Origin of the sequence: Streptomyces sp. NPDC101490 (assembly GCF_044767145.1) — a bacterium.
In the GTDB taxonomy this organism is placed as follows: Bacteria; Actinomycetota; Actinomycetes; order Streptomycetales; family Streptomycetaceae; genus Streptomyces.
In genome coordinates, this window is sequence record NZ_JBIWNI010000009.1 from 73,908 (window position 1) to 91,107 (window position 17,200).

Sequence of the window (17,200 nt, forward strand, 5' to 3'; positions counted from 1 at the left end):
GTCCGTGTTCTACGAGGTCGGCACGGGTGTCCGGGCCGGGGCCCCGGCGGCGGGGAGGGGCGGGATCTCGCCAGTCCGGGACGGCGTACGGACGGTGCGCACACGGAGTACGGACGGTGTGCACACGGAGTACGGCCCGTGCGCGGACGGCGTACGGCCGAGGTGCGGGCAGCGTACGGCCGAGGTGCGGACGGCGTGCGACCGAGGTGCGGCCCCCGGCTCCGGGTGCGGGCCCGCCCCGGGCCCTGGGTGTGCCCGGGTGGGCGGCCACGGGAACCCCGTACCCGAACAGGCTTATGAACAGGCTGTGGAAAACTTCGGTGGACAACTCAAGCGCCCCAAGGGTTGTACGCCAGAAAATCGCTACTTTGTTCGTATTTCGAGGGGTGCGGGACCGTCTCCACGGCCCTAGCGTGACCCCATGGCCGTACGCACCGAGGGCACCCCCTGCTGGGTGGACGCACAGCTCCCCGACCTGGAAGCGGGCAAACGCTTCTACGGCGGGCTGTTCGGCTGGACCTTCGGCCCCGGCCGGGGCGAGGCCCTCCTCGACGGGCGCCCGGTCGCCGGGCTCCTCCCCAAGCGCGACGGCCGGATGCCCACCACCTGGACCCTCTACCTCGCCACCCCGGACGCGGGGGCCCTCGCCACCCGGATCAGGGCGGCGGGCGGACGGATGGTCATGGAGCCCTACCCCGTCGGCCCCTTCGGCGTCCTCGCGCTGGCAGCCGACCCCGGCGGCGCCGTCTTCGGCCTCCGCCAGCAGGGCGAGGACGACGGCTTCGGGGCCACCGGCGTCCCCGGCACCTTCTGCTGGATGGAGGTGTACACCCGCCTCCCCGACGCCGTCGACACCTTCTACGCCGGGGTCTTCGGCTACCTCGGCCGCCAGGCCGACGCCCGCGAGGAGGGCCGGGAACCCGGCTTCGACTACCGCGTCTGGTCCCCGCCGGGAGCCCGCCCCGGCGACGACGCCGCCTTCGGCGGGCGGGCCGTCCTCACCGACGACTTCCCCGCCGAACTCCCCGGCCACGTCCTCGTCTACTTCGCCGTCCGCGACTGCGACGAGGCCTGCGCCACCACCGTCCGGCTCGGCGGCCGGGTCGCCGTCCCGCCCTTCGACACCCCGCACGGCCGCATCGCCGTCCTCCACGACGACCAGGGCGCCCGGTTCGCGGTCCTCGCCGAACCGCGCGAGCCGTCCGGGACGCCCTGACCCGCGTACTCCGTCCGCCGCGCTCCGCCCCGAAAGTCCCGCTCCGTCCCCCGCCGCCCGCCCCGGACCGACCGGCCCTCCGCACGGCCGGTGACACCCGCCGCGACGCGTGACACCCCGATCCGCCCCCGGGTTCGCCACCGGGCCCTCGGACAGGAAGAATCAGCGCCACGGGGCCGTACCCTCATGGCCCGTACGGGGAGGTGGCAGGCAAGTGGACCAGCTGACGCAGCACGACCCGAGACGCATCGGGCCCTTCGAGGTGCTGGGCCGGCTCGGCGCGGGCGGAATGGGCCTGGTCTATCTCGCGCGCTCGGCCTCGGGCCGTCGCGTGGCGATCAAGACCGTGCGCACGGAGCTCGCGGAGGACCAGCTGTTCCGTGTCCGCTTCACCCGTGAGGTGGAGGCCGCGCGGGCGGTCTCCGGCTTCTACACGGCCGCCGTCGTCGACGCCGACCCGAGGGCGGCCGTGCCCTGGCTGGCGACCGCCTACGTCCCCGCGCCCTCCCTCGAAGAGATAGTGAACGAGTGCGGGCCGCTCCCGGCCCAGGCCGTGCGCTGGCTGGCCGCGGGAGTCGCCGAGGCCCTCCAGTCCATCCACGGCGCGGGACTGGTCCACCGGGACCTCAAGCCCTCCAACGTCCTCGTCGTCGAGGACGGCCCCCGGGTGATCGACTTCGGCATCGCGTCCGGGGTCTCCAACACCCGGCTGACCATGACCAACGTCGCCGTCGGCACCCCCGCCTACATGTCGCCCGAGCAGGCCCGCGACTCGCGCAGCGTCACCGGCGCCAGCGATGTCTTCTCGCTGGGCTCGATGCTGGTCTTCGCCGCCACCGGACACGCGCCCTACCACGGCGCCAATCCGGTCGAGACCGTCTTCATGCTGCTCCGCGAGGGCCCCGACCTGGAGGGCCTGCCCGAGGAGCTGCGGCCCCTCATCGACTCCTGCATGCAGACGGACATCGGCCGCAGACCCACCCCGGCCGACCTCCAGGCCCAGCTGGCCCCGCACCTCTTCGGCCCGGGCAGCGACGACAGCGGCACCGCGTCCGCCTGGCTGCCGCACAGTGCCACCGCCATGATCGAGACCCGCAGGGGCGGGGGCCGGACGGTCCCCGCCGCGCCGCCGGTCCCGCGCCGCACGCCCCCGCCGCCGCCCCGCCCGCCGGGCGACCCCCGCTTCCCGGAGCCCGCGCCCGACGCGGGCCGCCGTCCGGGGGCGGCGCCCGTCGGCGGCGGACGGCACGCCGGACGCGCCGAGAGCGCCGGGGGCCCGGTACGGCTGGGCGGCGCGACCGTACCGATCGGACCCGGCCCCCGGGTCGCGGACACCCGGGCCGCGCTGGCCGTCGGCCGGAGCGCCGACGCGGGCCCGGCCACCGGCTGGATCCGCCCGCCGGGCGGCGGCCCGCACGGCGCGGACCACGGCTCGTACGCCGGGGAGCCCGGCCCGCCGCCCGGCGCCCGCCCGGTCGGCGTCCCCGCACAGGGCGCCGAACCGGCCCCGGCGGAACCGGGCCGCTGGCGGCCCTGGCGCTTCCGCATGTCGAACGACGTGTGGGGCACCCCGGTCGTCGACGGCGACCTGCTGTACGTGACCTCCTTCGAGGTGCACGCCCTGGACACCGGGAGCGGACGCCGCCAGTTCAAGACCCGGGACGTGGCCTGGTCGATGGCGGTGGCCTCGGGCCGTATCCACGCCTCCGACGGACCCACCCTGTACGCCCTCGACGCCACCGACGGCGGCGAGCGCTGGCGGCAGCGCACGGACGCCTGGGTGTACTCGCTCCAGGTCGACCGGGGCACCGTCGTCACCGGTACGCGCGGCGGCGGGGTGCAGGGCTGGGAGGCGTCCAACGGCGCCAAGCTGTGGGAGATCACCGGCGCCCAGACCGACTTCGAGACCCCGGAGGCCGGGCCCGCCGTGCACGGCGACACCGTGTACGTGTGGCGGGACGCCCGGCTCCAGGCCCTCGACGCCCGGACCGGCGTGGAGCGCTGGTCGTACCCGATCGGTGACGCCGCCTCCTGCGCCAACGTGCCGGTCCGGCTCGCCCCGGCCGAGGACGGCCGGGTGTACGTGGCCGCCGGGAACCGGGTCCTGGCGGTCGACATCGCCTCCGGCCACGTCCGCTGGCACTTCGAGGCGCCCGCTGTCTTCCTCTCGCCCCCGGCCTTCGCGCCGGGACCGGCGGTCACCGGCGGCGGGGTGTACCTCTCCGACCACCTCGGCACGGTGTACGCGATCGACGCCGCCACCGGCCAGGACCGCTGGCGGATCGCGACCGAGCCGCGCCAGTCGGCCGAGCCGGTGCTCGTCGCCGACGGCAATGTGCACGTCGGCAGCGGCAGCGCGCTCTACACGCTCGACGCGGTCACCGGCACGCCCCGCTGGCGGTTCGCGGCGGGCGGCGACCTGGTCGGCTCGCCGGTCGTCGCCGACGGCCGGGTGCACTTCGGCTCCGCCGACCACGTCCTCTACACCCTGGACGCGAGCGGCGGGCAGCTGCGCTGGAAGCTGGCGACCGGCGGCGAGATCACCGGCTCGCCGGTGGCCAGGGGCGGGGTCGTGTACGCGTGCAGCAAGGACCGCTGCGTGTACGCGCTCGACGCGGTCAAGGGCACGGCCACGGGCCGGGGACCCGGCGCGCGGTAGGGAAGAGGCATCTGCGGACCCGCCGTCCGGGGGAGCGGCCCCCTCGGGGTCAGACCCTCGGGGGCGGGTCCTCGCGCGGGGGCTCCGGCGGCGGTACGTCGAAGGTGCGGGTCGCCGCGTACGGCGTCGAGGCCGTGGGGTGCTGGTCCGGCGTCCCCCCGGTGACGTCCGGCGGCGGTTCCGCGGGAGGTACGGGCTCCGGCGCGGGCCCCCGGCGCGGTGCGGCGCGGCGGCGGGACCGGCCCGACATCACGAGCGCGCCGAGCAGCAGCAGGACCCCGCCGCCGAGGGCGTTCGCCACGCCTTGGCCGAGTCCCCGGCCGTCGCCCGAGATCACCAGGCTGCCCTCGGCCTGCCCGACCCGCACCATCCACAGGACCGTGAAGCCGAGGACGACGATCCCGGCGGCGGCCACCAGTGCCCGGGAGCGCAGGACCACGCCGAACAGGGTGAGCAGGGCGGCGAAGGCGAACGGCAGCAGGATCGAGGCGAGCACGTCGGGCTTGCCGTCGGTGATGCCGGTGAACAGGTCGCCGATCGCGTAGTCGCGCCCGTGACGGCCGTCGTACCAGGCACGGAAGGGGCTCCAGACGGCGGCCGTCGCTCCGGCGAGAGCCAGGACCGAGCCGATGACGTTGCGGACCATCGCTGCGGCCTCCTTCACGGGGACGGCTCTCGCTCCCGACGCTACGCCGGGTGGGTGAGGCCCGCCACGCGGCCCGTCCCCTGGTGAGCCGGTGGTGCGGTGGTTCCTCGCGGGCGAGGATCCTGCTGGCGTGTGCGGAGGGCGGGCCCGACCCGGCGGGCACGCCCGGCCGGGCGTGAACCGGGGCACCCCGCCCGGCACATGGCCGAACGGGGCGTTCCGTTGTCCGCGCGGGGGCGCTACACGCCTTCCTGGACCTCTCCGGGCATCGGGGCCGGGCTCGCTGTCGTCAGCTCCGCGGGGCAGCCCCACAGGGTCACTCCGGGGCCGCTGGCGCGCTCGACGTAGCCGAGTTCGACGGGGACGGTCGTCCATGTGCCGCAGACGACGCAGAGCGCGCCCGTGCGGGCCGGGGTGGTGGCGGTCAGGGCGTCGCGGGTCATGCGGTCACGCGCGCGGCGGTGAGAGCGGCGAGGGTTTCGAACTGGTCGCCCGCGTAGCCGTAGGCGTGGTCCACGCCGAGGGAGGCGAGGACGGCGGCGGTGCGCCGTTCGCGGATGACGCCGAGCCGCGCGGTGGTGTCCGCTTCCCGCCGGAACCGTTCGGCCGCTTCCTCTTTGGTCGGGCAGGTCCACGGGCGGGACCAGGGCGACACGGGTGCGGGTGCGGACGCCGTCCGCTCGCCGAGGTGGGCGGCGGAGTGGCGTCCGGAGCGGCGGGGGGCCGTGGCGAGGACGGCCGCCAGGACGACCGCGAGGACGGTCACGAAACCGAGTCCGAGGAACAAGTGGGCGGTAAGATCGCGCATTGTCTGTCAGCTCCCAATGGCTGATGGGCGGAGCCCCGGTTGACCGGTCCTAAGCGGTCTGCCGGGGCGATCTCGTTGTGCTGCGCACGACGATAGAGCAACTGGTCTAACAGGTCTAGGTGGTCTGCTCGTCTAAGTCGCCTGGGAGTGACGGGTTGTCTACGCTTCGGCCATGCCTGAGCAGCCGCAGAATCCGCATGCCCCGCACGCGCCGTACATGGCGGTGCTTGCTGAACTCTCGGCGGACATCAAGGCGGGGGCGTACCGGCCGGGCGACAAGATCCCGTCGGATGCCGAGTTGGTCAAGCGCTTCGGGGTGGCGCGGATGACCGTCCGGCGGGCGGTCGGCATCCTCCGGGAACGGGGTGTCGTGCGGACCGAGTGGGGCAAGGGGACGTTCGTGGTCGACCCCGCCGAGGACCGCCAGGCCGACGACCAGGCCGACGCGTAGCACCCCGCCCGCGCACCGCAGGGTGCAGCGCACGGACGGGGCGGGTGTGTCACGCCCTCGCCGCTCCATCGGAGAGCGGCCCCGTACGCGGGGGGCAGATCGGGTCGGGCGTTCCACGGTCCGGTACGGCAGAGGCGGGGGAGCGTCCGCCGTACCGGGATCTGAGGAGTTGTGTTACTCGGGGCTGCCTGGGGCTACGGCCGGGGGCCGTAGCTGGGTAAGGGAGCGCTGGTAGAGGGTCTGCCCCGCGTAAGAGGCGTACGCGGGAGCCGGTGAGGCGTCCTCGATGACGAGTTGCGCGGCAGCTTTGAGAACGGCCCCCCACGCCAACACGTGCTGTTGCGCGCTGCGCCCGCACTGCTGCGGTTCTCCGGGCAGGCACAGCGGTAGCCCTGCGGGCAGCAGTTTGTTCGCCGCGTGACGGACGAACCGTGCGCGGTCCAGCCACTGTTCCTCGGTCCGGCCGGGGCCCGTGACGGATTCCCCGCACCACGCGTTGAAGTCGTCTCCGTGATCAACCATGCGTCTCGCCGCTTCCTTCGCTGGTTCTGCCTAGGTGGACGCGCCGATGGTAGGGGCGCCCAACAGTGTCGGGGCTTCTTCGGGGTCGCAGTGCCCGACCGAGGGAACGCACGGGGTGCACGGTCCGCACATGGGAAGGAACTGCGGAGGGGTGCACGACTGGACCCCGTCGCCGTGTACGGCCCCGATATCCGCCGTGACCCTCGCCGCGCGCGCCCCGTTCCATACGTCGGCCATCGAGGAATCCTTGACGTTCCCCATCGTGAGGAACCGTCCGAGGACGCACGGCCACATGTCGCCCGTGGGGCCGATGGCGCACTTCTCGTGCGCGCAGTGCCCGCACAGGTCGCCGATGGTGGGGGCGGCCCCGGCACTGGCACGGCCGAAGGCGCGCATCCGGTCCCCGCCGACTTCCGGCACCCCGAGGGAGACCAGATCGCGGGTGGCTTCCCGCACGCGCTGTCCCTCGCGCACGGCGACGACTCCGCCCCGCATGGGGATGCCGAGCGCCACGGCCCGTTCGATGTTGGCACGGGTCTTCTTGTGGGAGCCCCGGAGCCGTGTCACCCGGTCGTGCTCCCCGGGGTCGTCCGAGTAGTACGACGTGGCGAGCTTGACCTTGTAGTCCCGGAACGTGTCCCACAGTTCCTCGCGGATGTGGGCCATGTTCGAGAACACCTCGACGCCGAGCCCACGCTCACGCGCGTGCCGGATCAGGGCGGACAGGTGCGGGTACAGCGTCGGCTCACCGCCGATGAACTGGACATCGCGGGTGCCCATGTCCGCAAGCTGGTCGATGACGTTCAACCAGTCCTCGCGGGACATGGTCCCGTGGGTGCCCGTGGGTCCGCTGTCCGCGTAGCAGTGGGAACACGACTCCTGGCAGAGCCCTGTCACCTCCAGCCACGCGAACGTGAGTAACGTGGATGCCGCCATTGGTAACGCTCCCTCGGTGTAGGGGTTCCGATGGACCGGCGGGGAAGTTGGCCCTTCCCCGCCGGGCTCTTCTTGACGACGTCCTACGCGGTGAGCAGCGCCCGTGTGAGGACGTGTTCGAGCGGGCCGCCCCTGCCGATCGCTTCGTCGGCGTCGGCCTGGTCGTCGTCCTGGCGCCCGATGTCGGTCGGCTCGCTCGCCGGCTCGGTGTCGGTCGGGTCCTCGATGGTGGGTTCGGTCGTGACGGGCATGGCCTGTCTCCGTTCTTCCAGCGGCCCCGGCCCGGTTGGGCGCGGGGATGTGTCCTCGGCACGTCGCCATGTCGGACCGAGGACCGCATCCGTCAGACCGTCGACCGTGATGTGTCCCGGCGGTCTCGGGGGATTCCCCGGATGCGGAAGTGGACCCGCCCCCGGCGCAGCGCGAGACACGACCCAGTGCTGTCCTGGAGACGGGGTCTGTACAGCGGGGGCGGGGGATCAGGGGGCGTCCGCGTACAGCGGGGCCGTGAGGGTGCCGACGCGTTGTGCCGCCGGGGCCGCCGGAAGGTCCCATATGTCCCCGGTGCGGGCGGTGCTGAGCCAGATGCTCAGGACGTAGGTGGCGCCCGTATCAGGGAATGCGGCACGGAAGGGATGCCGTGTCCCCAGTACCTCAAGAACGTCCGTTGCAGCGGGCTCGGAGTCTGCCCAACTCCGAAGAGCCGGAGCGCAATCGGGGCCGGACGGGGTGACCGGTCGGAAGGCTCTGGGCGGCCCCCAGCTCACCTGCTTGGGAGCGGGGTCGATGCGGTCCGCGAGTCGGCGCGCTTCACCCCGGAGCCACCGCACGGCGAATTCTGCGGAGATGCATTCGAAGATCGCCAGGCGGGTGGCGGCGGTGGCGTACGCGGTTTCGGTGGGCCACTCCGCGTACACCTCGGCGACGTAGGCGGGCAGTGTCACCGCCGTCAGCCCGGTCACGGCGTGCCCGCCGGTCGGCGTACGTATACGGCGGTGTCGTCGGCGAGGACGCTCCGCACGGACACCGAACCCGACCACCGCACGTGGACCAGTCCGAGGCAGCGACCGTGCACCAGCGTCACGGACTGCGCGGTGCGCCACCGGGGAGCGGCACCGGTACGCACACGGTCACCGGGGCGGATGCGGTGCGCGGAACTTCGGCGGGCGGGGCCGAGGGCAGGCGTCACCGCGGGCGCTCGATCGGAACGGGTGTGATGAGTGTGCGGATGTCCGCCCACTCGGCGGCGTCCGGCTCCCGGAGGGACTGGCCGGAGGCGGGCCACTCGGTACCACCACCGGGCGGACGCAGTATGAACAGTCCGTGGTCCGTCCGGACGATCTCGCCGTACCGGGGACTGCCGTTGACCGTGTCCACCGCGTACCCGCTGACGCACGGCTCCCATGCCGGGCCAGGCGGATACGAGGGGTCGGACCATAAGCCGGAAGCGACATCGCCGAGCGCACGACGACGATCATGATCGGCGGAGCTACGTCGGGGGGTCATACCGGAGAAGGTAAGGTCAGCGACCCGGCACTGTCTGTGGCACTTCCGCTACCCAGGGTGCGGAAGTGTCACACGCATCTATAGAGCCAGGTTCAGCGTCTCGGCCATGTTCCGCATCTCGGGAGTCAGGCTCCGCCGACCGTCAACGACGGTGCGCAGGGCGTCTCGTGCGGCCGTTTGGTAGGGGAACCATTCGGGCGCCCGTGTCTGGACTTTGGTGAGCTGCCCGAACGCCTCGGCGAACCCGCCGAGCTTCGCGTGGGCGTAGGCCACATCGATACCGTGGCGATTCTGAACACTGGAGCACGGGCGCACACCGAGGAGGGGCACCTTCCGCGCCAGAGTGAGCGCCGTGTCCGGGTGGTCGCGGACGACTGCATCTTCGACTGCCAGCAGACGCACTGTTGTTGGTCCGAATGTTCGGATGAGTTCGTGGTCGACCGAGACTTCTTGCCCGATTGCGGTTGCGGCGGTTTTTGCCCACCGCTTCATGTCCACTGCGGCCCCGATCTGGTTGTTGCGCACGGCTGCCCCGGCCGCCCGCAGCAGCAGCAGCCCCCATGCGGCCAGCTCGGCGTGGGTGGCGCGGGTGAGGCGGGGCGGCTCCAGGTCGTCCGCCCATTTGGTGGCCAGTGACAGAGCTTCGTCCAGACGCCCCTGCCGGATCAGCAGCCACGCGGCAGTGTTGACACTTGCGGACGCTGCCAGACGGTCCTGCGCATCCGCAAGCGACCGGCGGACCGCCAGCTCTGCCAGATCGAACTGCCGTGTGTGAGTCAGCGCGCTCGCGGCGAGTTGCAGAACTTGCACGCGGACCTTTCGCCCTTCCTCGCCGAGGGTGTCCGCGTCACGCAGCAGTGCGGGCAGCACGGCCGAGAGCTTGGCGAACTGGTCCCCTCGGGACAGGTCCGCCGCCCGTGCGAGAACCCTTTTGACCCCGGCAGGTGTGGCAGGGTCGTCCTCTTCCCCTTCCTGCGAGGGGGGCCGCAGCAACTCGGCGCGCATGGGGGCCCACAGGTCCCGTGTTTCGGCAGACGCCCCCTCTTCCTTCGGAGCGTCCACCAGGCTCATGGTTTCCATCCGGAGAGCCCGTGCGAGCGCGTGCAGTGTTTCCATGCGCGCTGTCGACCGCTCGCCCTGTTCGAGCTTCCGAATGGTCGACAGGGACACGCCCGAGTGCTCGGCCAGCTCACGTTGGGTGAGGCCGCGCAGTTTGCGGGCCGCCTTGACTTTCTTCCCCGCGTCAGTCATGGGACCCAGCGTACGACCGGGGAGAGGCTTCCGTCACAGTCCCAGAAACGCAGGAAGCCCCGCCCCGAACCGAGTTGGGTACAGGGTGGGGCCGATTCATACCTTTGCGCGGTGGGGGTGCCGCAGAAAGGTAGTGGGCGGAGTGTGGCGGTCGGGTCAGAGACAGTTGCTCTGCGTAGATTTCCTGACGAGCCATCCTCTCTGCCGTGCAGCGCCAGGAGGGGAGGGGAGTGCCCCCTGGGTCAGAACGGCGGCCACTCCGCGCCACCGCCGGGCGGGCACAGCGCGAAGACTCCGGCCGTGACGCGGATGATCTTGCCGTACCGCTTGCGGCCGTTGCTGGTGTCCACCGCGTATCTGTTCAGGGTGGGCGCCCACGTGCCACTGACCATGCTCAACCGTCTCCCTGTGGTGCTCGACTGCGGAGGGAAGCACGGGCCGACAGGACTCCCCGTACCGTGCTTGCGCTAGGCAACCGCTTGACCACGCACAGCGGTACGGTTGAGAAGGCGGCAGGAATAAAGAGCGTTAAGCAGTCGGAGCACGGGAGTTGGTGACCAGTGACGACACGACAGTCGAACGCCGGACTTGAGCGGCTGCACCGGGAAAGCGGATGGACCCTGCGGCAGTTCGCCCAAGAGGTCAACCGCATTGGAACCGAGCGTGGAACCCCTCTCAAGTACCAACAGCCATCAGTGCACCAATGGTTGAGCGGTCACCTGCCGAAAGAGAGTGTTCGGCCGCTCATTCTGGAAGCACTCGCCCGGAGGCTGCTCCGTCCCATCACGCACGCCGAGGCGGGATTCCCGGCACCCCCGGAAGAGTCCAACGGTCACCCGAATACCGTTGAAGGGCTGGTGGACCTCGGGAGGCAGGACATGGACCCCTCGCGCCGTAGCGTCCTGAGTGCGGGACTGTTCTCCGTGGCCCTTACGATCCCTGGGTGGCCGGACGTGGTGGGGCGTATGGAAGCTGCACAGGCAGGCACTCGGACCCGTATCGGAATGACTGACGTGCACGCGGTGTCGGCCATGACGGAACAACTATCCTCCATGGATGACCAGTTCGGTGGCCGGACTGCCCGTCCTCTCGCTGCCGCATTCTTGGTGAACACCGTTGCTCCTTTTCTGCGGACTGACGGGCATGAGGACGTAAGGAAAGCCATGATGTCCGCCGCATCCGATCTCTGTTACCTCACCGGGTACATGGCGGTCGATGAGGGATTGCACGGGCTCGCACAGCGGTATTACCTGAAAGCCCTGGAGCTTGCGGGGGCGTCAGAAGACCACCTGACGTTCTGCACCACACTCCGGGGTATGAGCGTGCAAGCGGTAGACCTACGCCAAGGGGCGATGGCCATGCGGCTCGCGGATGCCGCGGCGGCTTCTTCTCCGCAAGCGGGTCCACGGATGCGAGCCTTTCTCGCCGGCCAGCAGGCGCATGCGGCCGCGCAGGTCGGAGACAGGCGGTCCGCGCGCATCTATTTGCAGGAAGCCGAAGTCGCCATGGATAAGGCGGAGTCCCGAGGGAAGGTATTCGGCTCGTACGACCCTGCATCGCTCAACTATCACACGAGTCAAGTGCGATTCGAAATGGGCGACGTGCAAGGGGCTGTTGCTGCCATGCAGGAATCAGACCGGCTTCGATACAGCATCTATCGACGCACGCGTGTCAAGGAGCGGGCGATCCTTGCCGAGCGACAGCTGGCCATTGGCCATCTGGAAGCCGCGTGCAAGACGTGGGGGCTCGCACTGGATGACTATCCGCTCGTCAACTCGGGCCGGATCGACGAGCGAATGACAGGCATGTTCAACCTGATTCGCCCGCACACCCGAAACCACGACGCCAAAGCTCTGTACGAGCGTGCGCGCCAGACCGTCAGGCCCGAACTTGTTCCGGCATGACGAAAGCCCCACCCTGCCCCTGAACCGGGGGCGGGACTTGATTGCGCTGGAGGTAATGGCTCCGCGTAAATTGTCCAACGAGCCATGCGAGCTTTTTGCCTTCCTGCCGTGCAACGCGGGGAGGGGAGTACCCCCTGGTCGGAACGGCGGGCGCTCCGCCTCACGACCACCGTGGCCACCCCGAGCGGAGTGCGTGCCGCACGGGCGGAGTGTTCATCCGGGACGCGGGCGCTCGGGCCGCCCCGTCCGCCCGCCGTCCCGTCACCGGAGCCGGTGTCCGTGCGTTCTGCGGCCGAACAGTTCCGCCTGCCGTTCCGGTGGCAGGTTTCCCAGGGTGACCAGGTGCGGGGCGTGTGCCAGGGCCCGGGACCTGGCGCTCTCCTGGACGGACCACAGGGCCCGTACCGTGCCCTGGACGGCCTCCGTCGGATGGGTGGCGATGACGGCGGCGGCCCGCCGGGCGGCGTCGAGCGCCCCGCCGGGCGGGGTCAGTTCGGAGACGAGCCCGGTCTCGTACGCCCGCCGGGCCGAGATCCGTTCCGCGCCGCCCATCAGGGCCATCCGGGCGGCCTCCCCGTGCGGCATCCGCAGCGCCATGTGGACGGTCTCGAAGGCGCTGACCATCCCGTAGGTGGTGTGCGGGTCGAAGAAGGACGCGTCCTCCCCGGCGATCAGGAACTCGGCCTCGCCGATCAGGTAGAAGGCCCCGCCGCAGGCCATCCCCTCGACGGCGGCGACCACCGGTTTCCACAGGTCGTTCGCCTTGGGCCCGATCGTGAGGAGGGGGTCGTCGATCGTGTACGGGGAGGAGGGCTGGGGCACCTCCCCGGCGTCCGTCCGGTCGACGCCGGTGCTGAAGGCCCGCCCCCCGGCCCCGGTGACGACGATCGCGCGGACCTCGTCCTCGTACCGGAACGCCCGCCAGACGGCGGCGAGTTCACGGGCCATCCCCAGGGTGATCGCGTTGTGCCGGTCCGGCCGGTCGAGGGTGACGACCGCGACCCCGGTCTTCTCGTCCCGCTCGACGCGGACGCTCATCCGCGTTCCAGGAGCCAGCGGGGGACGGCGAGCCCGTCGAGCGGGGTGAAGGCCACCCGCACGGGCGCGCCGATCCGCAGCCGCGCCGGGTCGACCGAGTTCAGCGGGGCGTCGGGGGCGGCGACCACGTTCCCGACGAGCCGGACGCGGGGGGCGTCGGCCAGCTCCACGAGGACCGCGTTGTACGGGGCCTGGGCCGCGTACTCGGGCAGCAGGGGCGGGTGCGGCAGCACGTACGACCAGATCCGGCCGCGTCCGGACATCAGCCGCCACTCGCTCGCGAAGGACCGGCAGTGCGGGCAGCAGGGGCGGGGCGGGAAGCGCAGCTCGCCGCAGTCGGCGCAGGCCTGGATCCGCAGCTCGCCCCGGGCGGCGTACTCCCAGAAGGGGGCGCCGTCCTCGTCGACGACAGGTGTCAGCATCTTCTCTCAGCTCCTCAGCAGGATCGCCGATGTGGGGACGCCCTCGCCCGCCGTGACCAGGCAGGTGGCGGCGTCCGGGACCTGGGCGGTGGAGACGCCCCTGAGCTGCTTCACGCCCTCGTTGATGAGGTTGAAGCCGTGCACGTACGCCTCGGAGAGGCCGCCGCCGCCGGTGTTCACGGGGAGCCGGCCGCCGATCTCCAGGGCGCCGCCCTCGGTGAAGGCCGCTCCCTCGCCGCGCCCGCAGAAGCCGTAGCCCTCCAGGGAGAGCGGGACGAGGGGGGTGAAGGCGTCGTAGATCTGGGCGACGTCCACGTCCTGGGGGCCGAAGTCGGCGTTCTTCCACAGGTGCCGGGCGGCGGTCCAGGCGGGCCCGGAGAGCGGGTCGTCGTTCCAGTAGTTGACCATGCCGTGGTGCTGGGCGGGCAGGCCCTGCGCGGCGGAGTGGACGTACACCGGCTTCTGGCGGCAGTCGCGGGCCCGTTCGGCGCTGACGATCACGCAGGCGAGGGCGCCGTCGGTCTCCAGGCAGTTGTCGAAGAGGCAGAGGGGCTCGCTGATCCAGCGGGAGGTCATGTACATCTCGCGGGTCAGCGGCCGTTCGTACATGATCGCCGCGGGGTTCTGGTTGGCGCGGTTGCGGCAGGCCAGGGCCACGTTGAAGAGGTGGTCGCGGGTGGCGCCGTACTCGTGCATGTAGCGGCGGGCGAGCATCCCGATCTCGTCGGCGGGGCGGAGCAGCCCGAACGGGCGGGTCCACTGGCCGGGGGTGGGGAGCTGGACGGCGGTGTTCTTCCAGGGGCGGGGGCCGCTGCCCCGCTTCCGGGACCGCCAGGCCACGCCGACGCTCGCCTGGCCGGAGGCGATCGCGGCGGCGAGGTGGCCGACGGTGGCGCAGGAACCGCCGCCGCCGTAGCCGACCTTGGAGAAGAAGGTGACGTCACCGGCGCCGATGGACTTGGCGACGTCCACCTCGTCGGTCTCCTCCATCGTGTACGAGGCGAAGGCGTCCACCTCGCCAGGGTCGATCCCGGCGTCGTCGAGGGCCGCGAGGATCGCCCGGCAGGCGAGGGCCCGTTCCGTCTCGGGGAGCTGTTTCGCGAAGGCGGTCTGTCCGATCCCGACGATGGCCGTGGCGTCCTTGAGCAAGGCAACCTCCCCATGTGGCAGTGCTGCTGACAGCGCGTCAGGTTACAACTAATCTGACGAACAGTCAGCTCATAGGAAAGCGCTCATGGGAACGGTGCCCATGGGAACGGTGGAGGCGGAGATGCGCGGAGACCTGGAGTGGGGCACGATCCCCGGACTCGTCCGGGCGGCGGCGGAGCGGTACGGGACGCGGGAGGCCGTCGTCGACGGACGGGCCCGCGTCAGCTACGCCGAGCTGGGCGAGCGCGTCGAGCGGGCCGCCGCGGCCTGCCTCGCCACCGGCATACGCACCGGTGACCGGGTCGCGGTCTGGGCCCCCAACACCCTGGACTGGATCGTCTCCGCACTCGGCGCGGTCACCGCCGGAGCCGTCCTCGTCCCCCTCAACACCCGCTTCAAGGGCGCCGAGGCCGCCTCCGTCCTCCAGCGCTCGCGGACCCGGCTGCTCTTCGTCACCGGCACCTTCCTCGGCACCTCCTACGTGGCCTCGCTGCGCCGCTCCGGCGTCGACCTGCCCGATCTGGAACGGGTCGTCGTCCTCGGCGACAGCGCGCCCGAGGAGTGGACCACCTGGAAGGAGTTCCTCGCCGAGGGCGACGCCGTCCCGGCCGCCCGGGTCCACGAACGCATCGCCGCCATCGACCCGCAGGCCCCCTCCGACATCATCTACACCTCCGGCACCACCGGCCGCCCCAAGGGCGCGGTCATCAGCCACGCCCAGAGCCTGCGCTGCTACGCGATCTGGTCCGAACTCGCCGGACTCCGCGAGGACGACCGCTACCTCGTGGTCAACCCCTTCTTCCACACCTTCGGCTACAAGGCGGGCGTCCTCGCCTGTCTGATGCGGGGCGCGGTGATCGTCCCGCAGTCCGTCTTCACCGTCGACACGGTCCTCGCCAACATCGCCACCGAACGCGTCACCGTCCTGCCGGGCCCGCCCACCCTGCACCAGTCCCTCCTCGACCACCCGGCCCGCGCCGCCCACGACCTCTCGTCGCTCCGGCTCGTCGTCACCGGGGCCGCCGTCGTCCCGCTCCTGCTCGTCGAACGGCTCCGCTCCGAGCTGGGGATCGCCACGGTCCTCACGGCGTACGGCCTCTCCGAGGCCAGCGGCATCGTCACCATGTGCCGCCGCGACGACCCGGACGAGACCGTCGCCACCACCTCGGGCCGTCCCATCCCCGGCACCGAACTGCGGCTCTCCGAGACGGGCGAGATCCTCGTCAGGGGCCACCACGTGATGCGCGGCTACTTCGAGGACGAGGAGGCGACGGCGGCGGCGGTCGACGCGGAGGGCTGGCTGCGGACCGGGGACGTCGGGGTCCTCGACGAGGCGGGCAACCTGCGGATCACCGACCGCCTCAAGGACATGTACATCGTCGGTGGCTTCAACGCCTATCCGGCCGAGATCGAACAGCTCCTCGGCCTCCATCCCGACATCGCGGACGTCGCCGTCGTCGGCGTCCCCGACCCCAGGCTCGGCGAGGTCGGCAAGGCCTTCGCGGTCCGCCGCCCCGGCGCCCGCGTCACCGCCGACGACCTGATCGCCTGGTCCCGCCGCGAGATGGCGAACTACAAGGTCCCCAGGGAGGTCGAGTTCCTCCCCGAACTCCCGAGGAACGCGAGCGGCAAGGTCCTCAAGGGCGAACTGCGCGGCCGGGTCCGCTCCTGAACGGACCGGTCGAGCACCGGGGCGCACGCGAGGAAGGGGCCCGCCGAAGTCCGGGGCGCACACGGAAGGCGCGGGCCGGGGTCCGGGAGCGCGTACCCGGAAGGGGATCGCTCGAAGTCGGGGCCGCGCACGTGCAAGGGCCCGCTCGAAGTCGGGCGCGCGCACGCGGAAGGGGCCGGGCTGTTGCCCGGCCCCTCCTGTGCGGTGGTCCGATCGCGTTGCGCACGGGCCCTGCCCGGACGGATCCCCCCGGTTCCGTCCCGGGCGTCCCCCGGGCCCGTGTGCTCCCCCGTCGACCGGACCTCCCCGGTCGGCCCCGGCGGCTCCCCCGAAGTCGCCGCCGCGGCCATTCCCCGTCGGGAGTGGTCTAGTTGAGCGGCTTGACGGCGTGGTCGGCCGGGCCGGTGACCTTCTCGGCTATCGCGTCGAGCGCCGGCTCGGAGGTCGCGTGCATGTCCTTGGTGACGATCGCGTGCTCGTCCGGGCCGGTGATCTTCTCGGTGATCGCGTCGATCGCGGGCTCGGAGGTGGCGTGCATGTCCTTGGTGGCGATGATCGGGTCCTGCTTGATCGGGTCGGTCATGCTCGTCAACTCCTGCTTGTGATGTCCGAGAGATGAGGAGATTCGTCCGGCTGTTCCCCCGTTGGACAGCCGGACGAATCTCCGGGAGCCGATCACCCTAGTACGCGGGTGTCCAGGCCCTCATCGGCGACCCGTCTGCCCCCCGACGCGGCGGATCGTCATGGGCAGAATCATGCCGGATGGCGATAAACGAACGATGAACGCACAGGCCAAGCGGACGGAGGCCGCCCGGAGGCGGGCGGCACGCGGTCCGGGCGGGGCCCGGTGTCCGTACGGCCGTGGGGCGCTCGGGACCGTGAGCACACCGCCCGGGACCGGTGTCCGTACGGGCCCGAGGCCGGTGTCCGTACGGGCCCGAGGCCGCCCGTCACCGTCCCCGTGCGCGCGGGCCGTCCCCGTCCCGTACGGGGAGTCTGCCCGGGTCACGGGAACGCCCT

Annotated in this window: 17 protein-coding genes; 5 read left to right on the forward strand and 12 right to left on the reverse strand. The window is 71.8% G+C overall.

Features of this window, described 5'->3' with window-relative positions; all coding sequences use genetic code 11:
* The first annotated feature begins 421 nt into the window (after window positions 1-421).
* Complete coding sequence (locus ACIRQY_RS19135) at window positions 422-1,216, forward strand: VOC family protein (protein ID WP_351789528.1); 795 nt, start codon at window positions 422-424, stop codon at window positions 1,214-1,216.
* 214 nt (window positions 1,217-1,430) lie between these two features.
* Window positions 1,431-3,875, forward strand: a complete 2,445-nt coding sequence (locus ACIRQY_RS19140; RefSeq protein ID WP_403927069.1) for a PQQ-binding-like beta-propeller repeat protein — start codon at window positions 1,431-1,433, stop codon at window positions 3,873-3,875.
* A 49-nt stretch (window positions 3,876-3,924) separates the two neighbouring features.
* Here ACIRQY_RS19140 and ACIRQY_RS19145 read toward each other — a convergent pair whose 3' ends face one another.
* From ACIRQY_RS19145 to ACIRQY_RS19155, 3 genes are all read right to left on the reverse strand, one after another.
* Window positions 3,925-4,521, reverse strand: a complete 597-nt coding sequence (locus ACIRQY_RS19145) for a hypothetical protein (RefSeq protein ID WP_403927072.1) — start codon at window positions 4,519-4,521, stop codon at window positions 3,925-3,927.
* Between the two features lie 239 nt (window positions 4,522-4,760).
* Window positions 4,761-4,964, reverse strand: a complete 204-nt coding sequence (locus ACIRQY_RS19150; protein WP_403927075.1) for a hypothetical protein — start codon at window positions 4,962-4,964, stop codon at window positions 4,761-4,763.
* Complete coding sequence (locus ACIRQY_RS19155) at window positions 4,961-5,329, reverse strand: hypothetical protein (RefSeq protein ID WP_403927078.1); 369 nt, start codon at window positions 5,327-5,329, stop codon at window positions 4,961-4,963. Before ACIRQY_RS19155 ends, ACIRQY_RS19150 begins: the two co-directional genes overlap by 4 nt.
* 172 nt (window positions 5,330-5,501) lie before the next feature.
* Here ACIRQY_RS19155 and ACIRQY_RS19160 point away from each other — a divergent pair, with 172 nt between their 5' ends.
* The gene (locus ACIRQY_RS19160) at window positions 5,502-5,780 is read left to right on the forward strand and encodes a GntR family transcriptional regulator (protein WP_351789543.1); all 279 of its coding nucleotides are present in this window, start codon (window positions 5,502-5,504) and stop codon (window positions 5,778-5,780) included.
* Between the two features lie 552 nt (window positions 5,781-6,332).
* Here ACIRQY_RS19160 and ACIRQY_RS19165 read toward each other — a convergent pair.
* The 5 genes from ACIRQY_RS19165 to ACIRQY_RS19185 all read right to left on the reverse strand — a co-directional run bounded on the left by ACIRQY_RS19165 (window position 6,333) and on the right by ACIRQY_RS19185 (window position 10,387).
* Entirely contained in the window at window positions 6,333-7,238 is a 906-nt protein-coding gene (locus ACIRQY_RS19165; protein ID WP_403927082.1) for a radical SAM protein, read from the reverse strand.
* Window positions 7,239-7,321: 83 nt separating this feature from the next.
* Window positions 7,322-7,489 (reverse strand): hypothetical protein, encoded by a 168-nt coding sequence (locus ACIRQY_RS19170; protein WP_403927085.1) that lies wholly within the window; start codon window positions 7,487-7,489, stop codon window positions 7,322-7,324.
* 228 nt (window positions 7,490-7,717) lie between these two features.
* Complete coding sequence (locus ACIRQY_RS19175; protein WP_403927088.1) at window positions 7,718-8,200, reverse strand: hypothetical protein; 483 nt, start codon at window positions 8,198-8,200, stop codon at window positions 7,718-7,720.
* Window positions 8,201-8,822: 622 nt separating this feature from the next.
* A complete protein-coding gene (locus ACIRQY_RS19180; RefSeq protein WP_403927091.1) occupies window positions 8,823-9,995 on the reverse strand; it encodes a helix-turn-helix domain-containing protein in 1,173 nt (390 codons plus the stop codon).
* Window positions 9,996-10,237: 242 nt separating this feature from the next.
* On the reverse strand, window positions 10,238-10,387 hold the full coding sequence (locus ACIRQY_RS19185; protein ID WP_403927094.1) for a hypothetical protein: 150 nt from the start codon (window positions 10,385-10,387) through the stop codon (window positions 10,238-10,240).
* A 168-nt stretch (window positions 10,388-10,555) separates the two neighbouring features.
* Between ACIRQY_RS19185 and ACIRQY_RS19190 the strand changes: the two genes are divergently transcribed.
* Window positions 10,556-11,899: a tetratricopeptide repeat protein gene (locus tag ACIRQY_RS19190; RefSeq protein WP_403927097.1), complete on the forward strand. Its 1,344-nt coding sequence runs from the start codon at window positions 10,556-10,558 to the stop codon at window positions 11,897-11,899.
* A gap of 261 nt (window positions 11,900-12,160) precedes the next feature.
* On the opposite strand, the gene ACIRQY_RS19195 is transcribed toward ACIRQY_RS19190, so the two are convergent.
* The 3 genes from ACIRQY_RS19195 to ACIRQY_RS19205 are packed head-to-tail and all read right to left on the reverse strand — an operon-like array spanning window position 12,161 to window position 14,508.
* Window positions 12,161-12,937, reverse strand: a complete 777-nt coding sequence (locus ACIRQY_RS19195) for an enoyl-CoA hydratase/isomerase family protein (RefSeq protein WP_403927100.1) — start codon at window positions 12,935-12,937, stop codon at window positions 12,161-12,163.
* Entirely contained in the window at window positions 12,934-13,359 is a 426-nt protein-coding gene (locus ACIRQY_RS19200) for an OB-fold domain-containing protein (protein ID WP_351789566.1), read from the reverse strand. Before ACIRQY_RS19200 ends, ACIRQY_RS19195 begins: the two co-directional genes overlap by 4 nt.
* Before the next feature lie 6 nt (window positions 13,360-13,365).
* Entirely contained in the window at window positions 13,366-14,508 is a 1,143-nt protein-coding gene (locus ACIRQY_RS19205; RefSeq protein WP_351789569.1) for a lipid-transfer protein, read from the reverse strand.
* A gap of 121 nt (window positions 14,509-14,629) precedes the next feature.
* Between ACIRQY_RS19205 and ACIRQY_RS19210 the strand changes: the two genes are divergently transcribed.
* A complete protein-coding gene (locus tag ACIRQY_RS19210) occupies window positions 14,630-16,180 on the forward strand; it encodes a FadD3 family acyl-CoA ligase (protein ID WP_403927321.1) in 1,551 nt (516 codons plus the stop codon).
* A 367-nt stretch (window positions 16,181-16,547) separates the two neighbouring features.
* On the opposite strand, the gene ACIRQY_RS19215 is transcribed toward ACIRQY_RS19210, so the two are convergent.
* Window positions 16,548-16,763 carry a hypothetical protein gene (locus ACIRQY_RS19215; protein ID WP_351789571.1) on the reverse strand — a complete coding sequence of 72 codons (216 nt, stop codon included), beginning with the start codon at window positions 16,761-16,763 and terminating at the stop codon, window positions 16,548-16,550.
* Window positions 16,764-17,200: the final 437 nt, after the last annotated feature.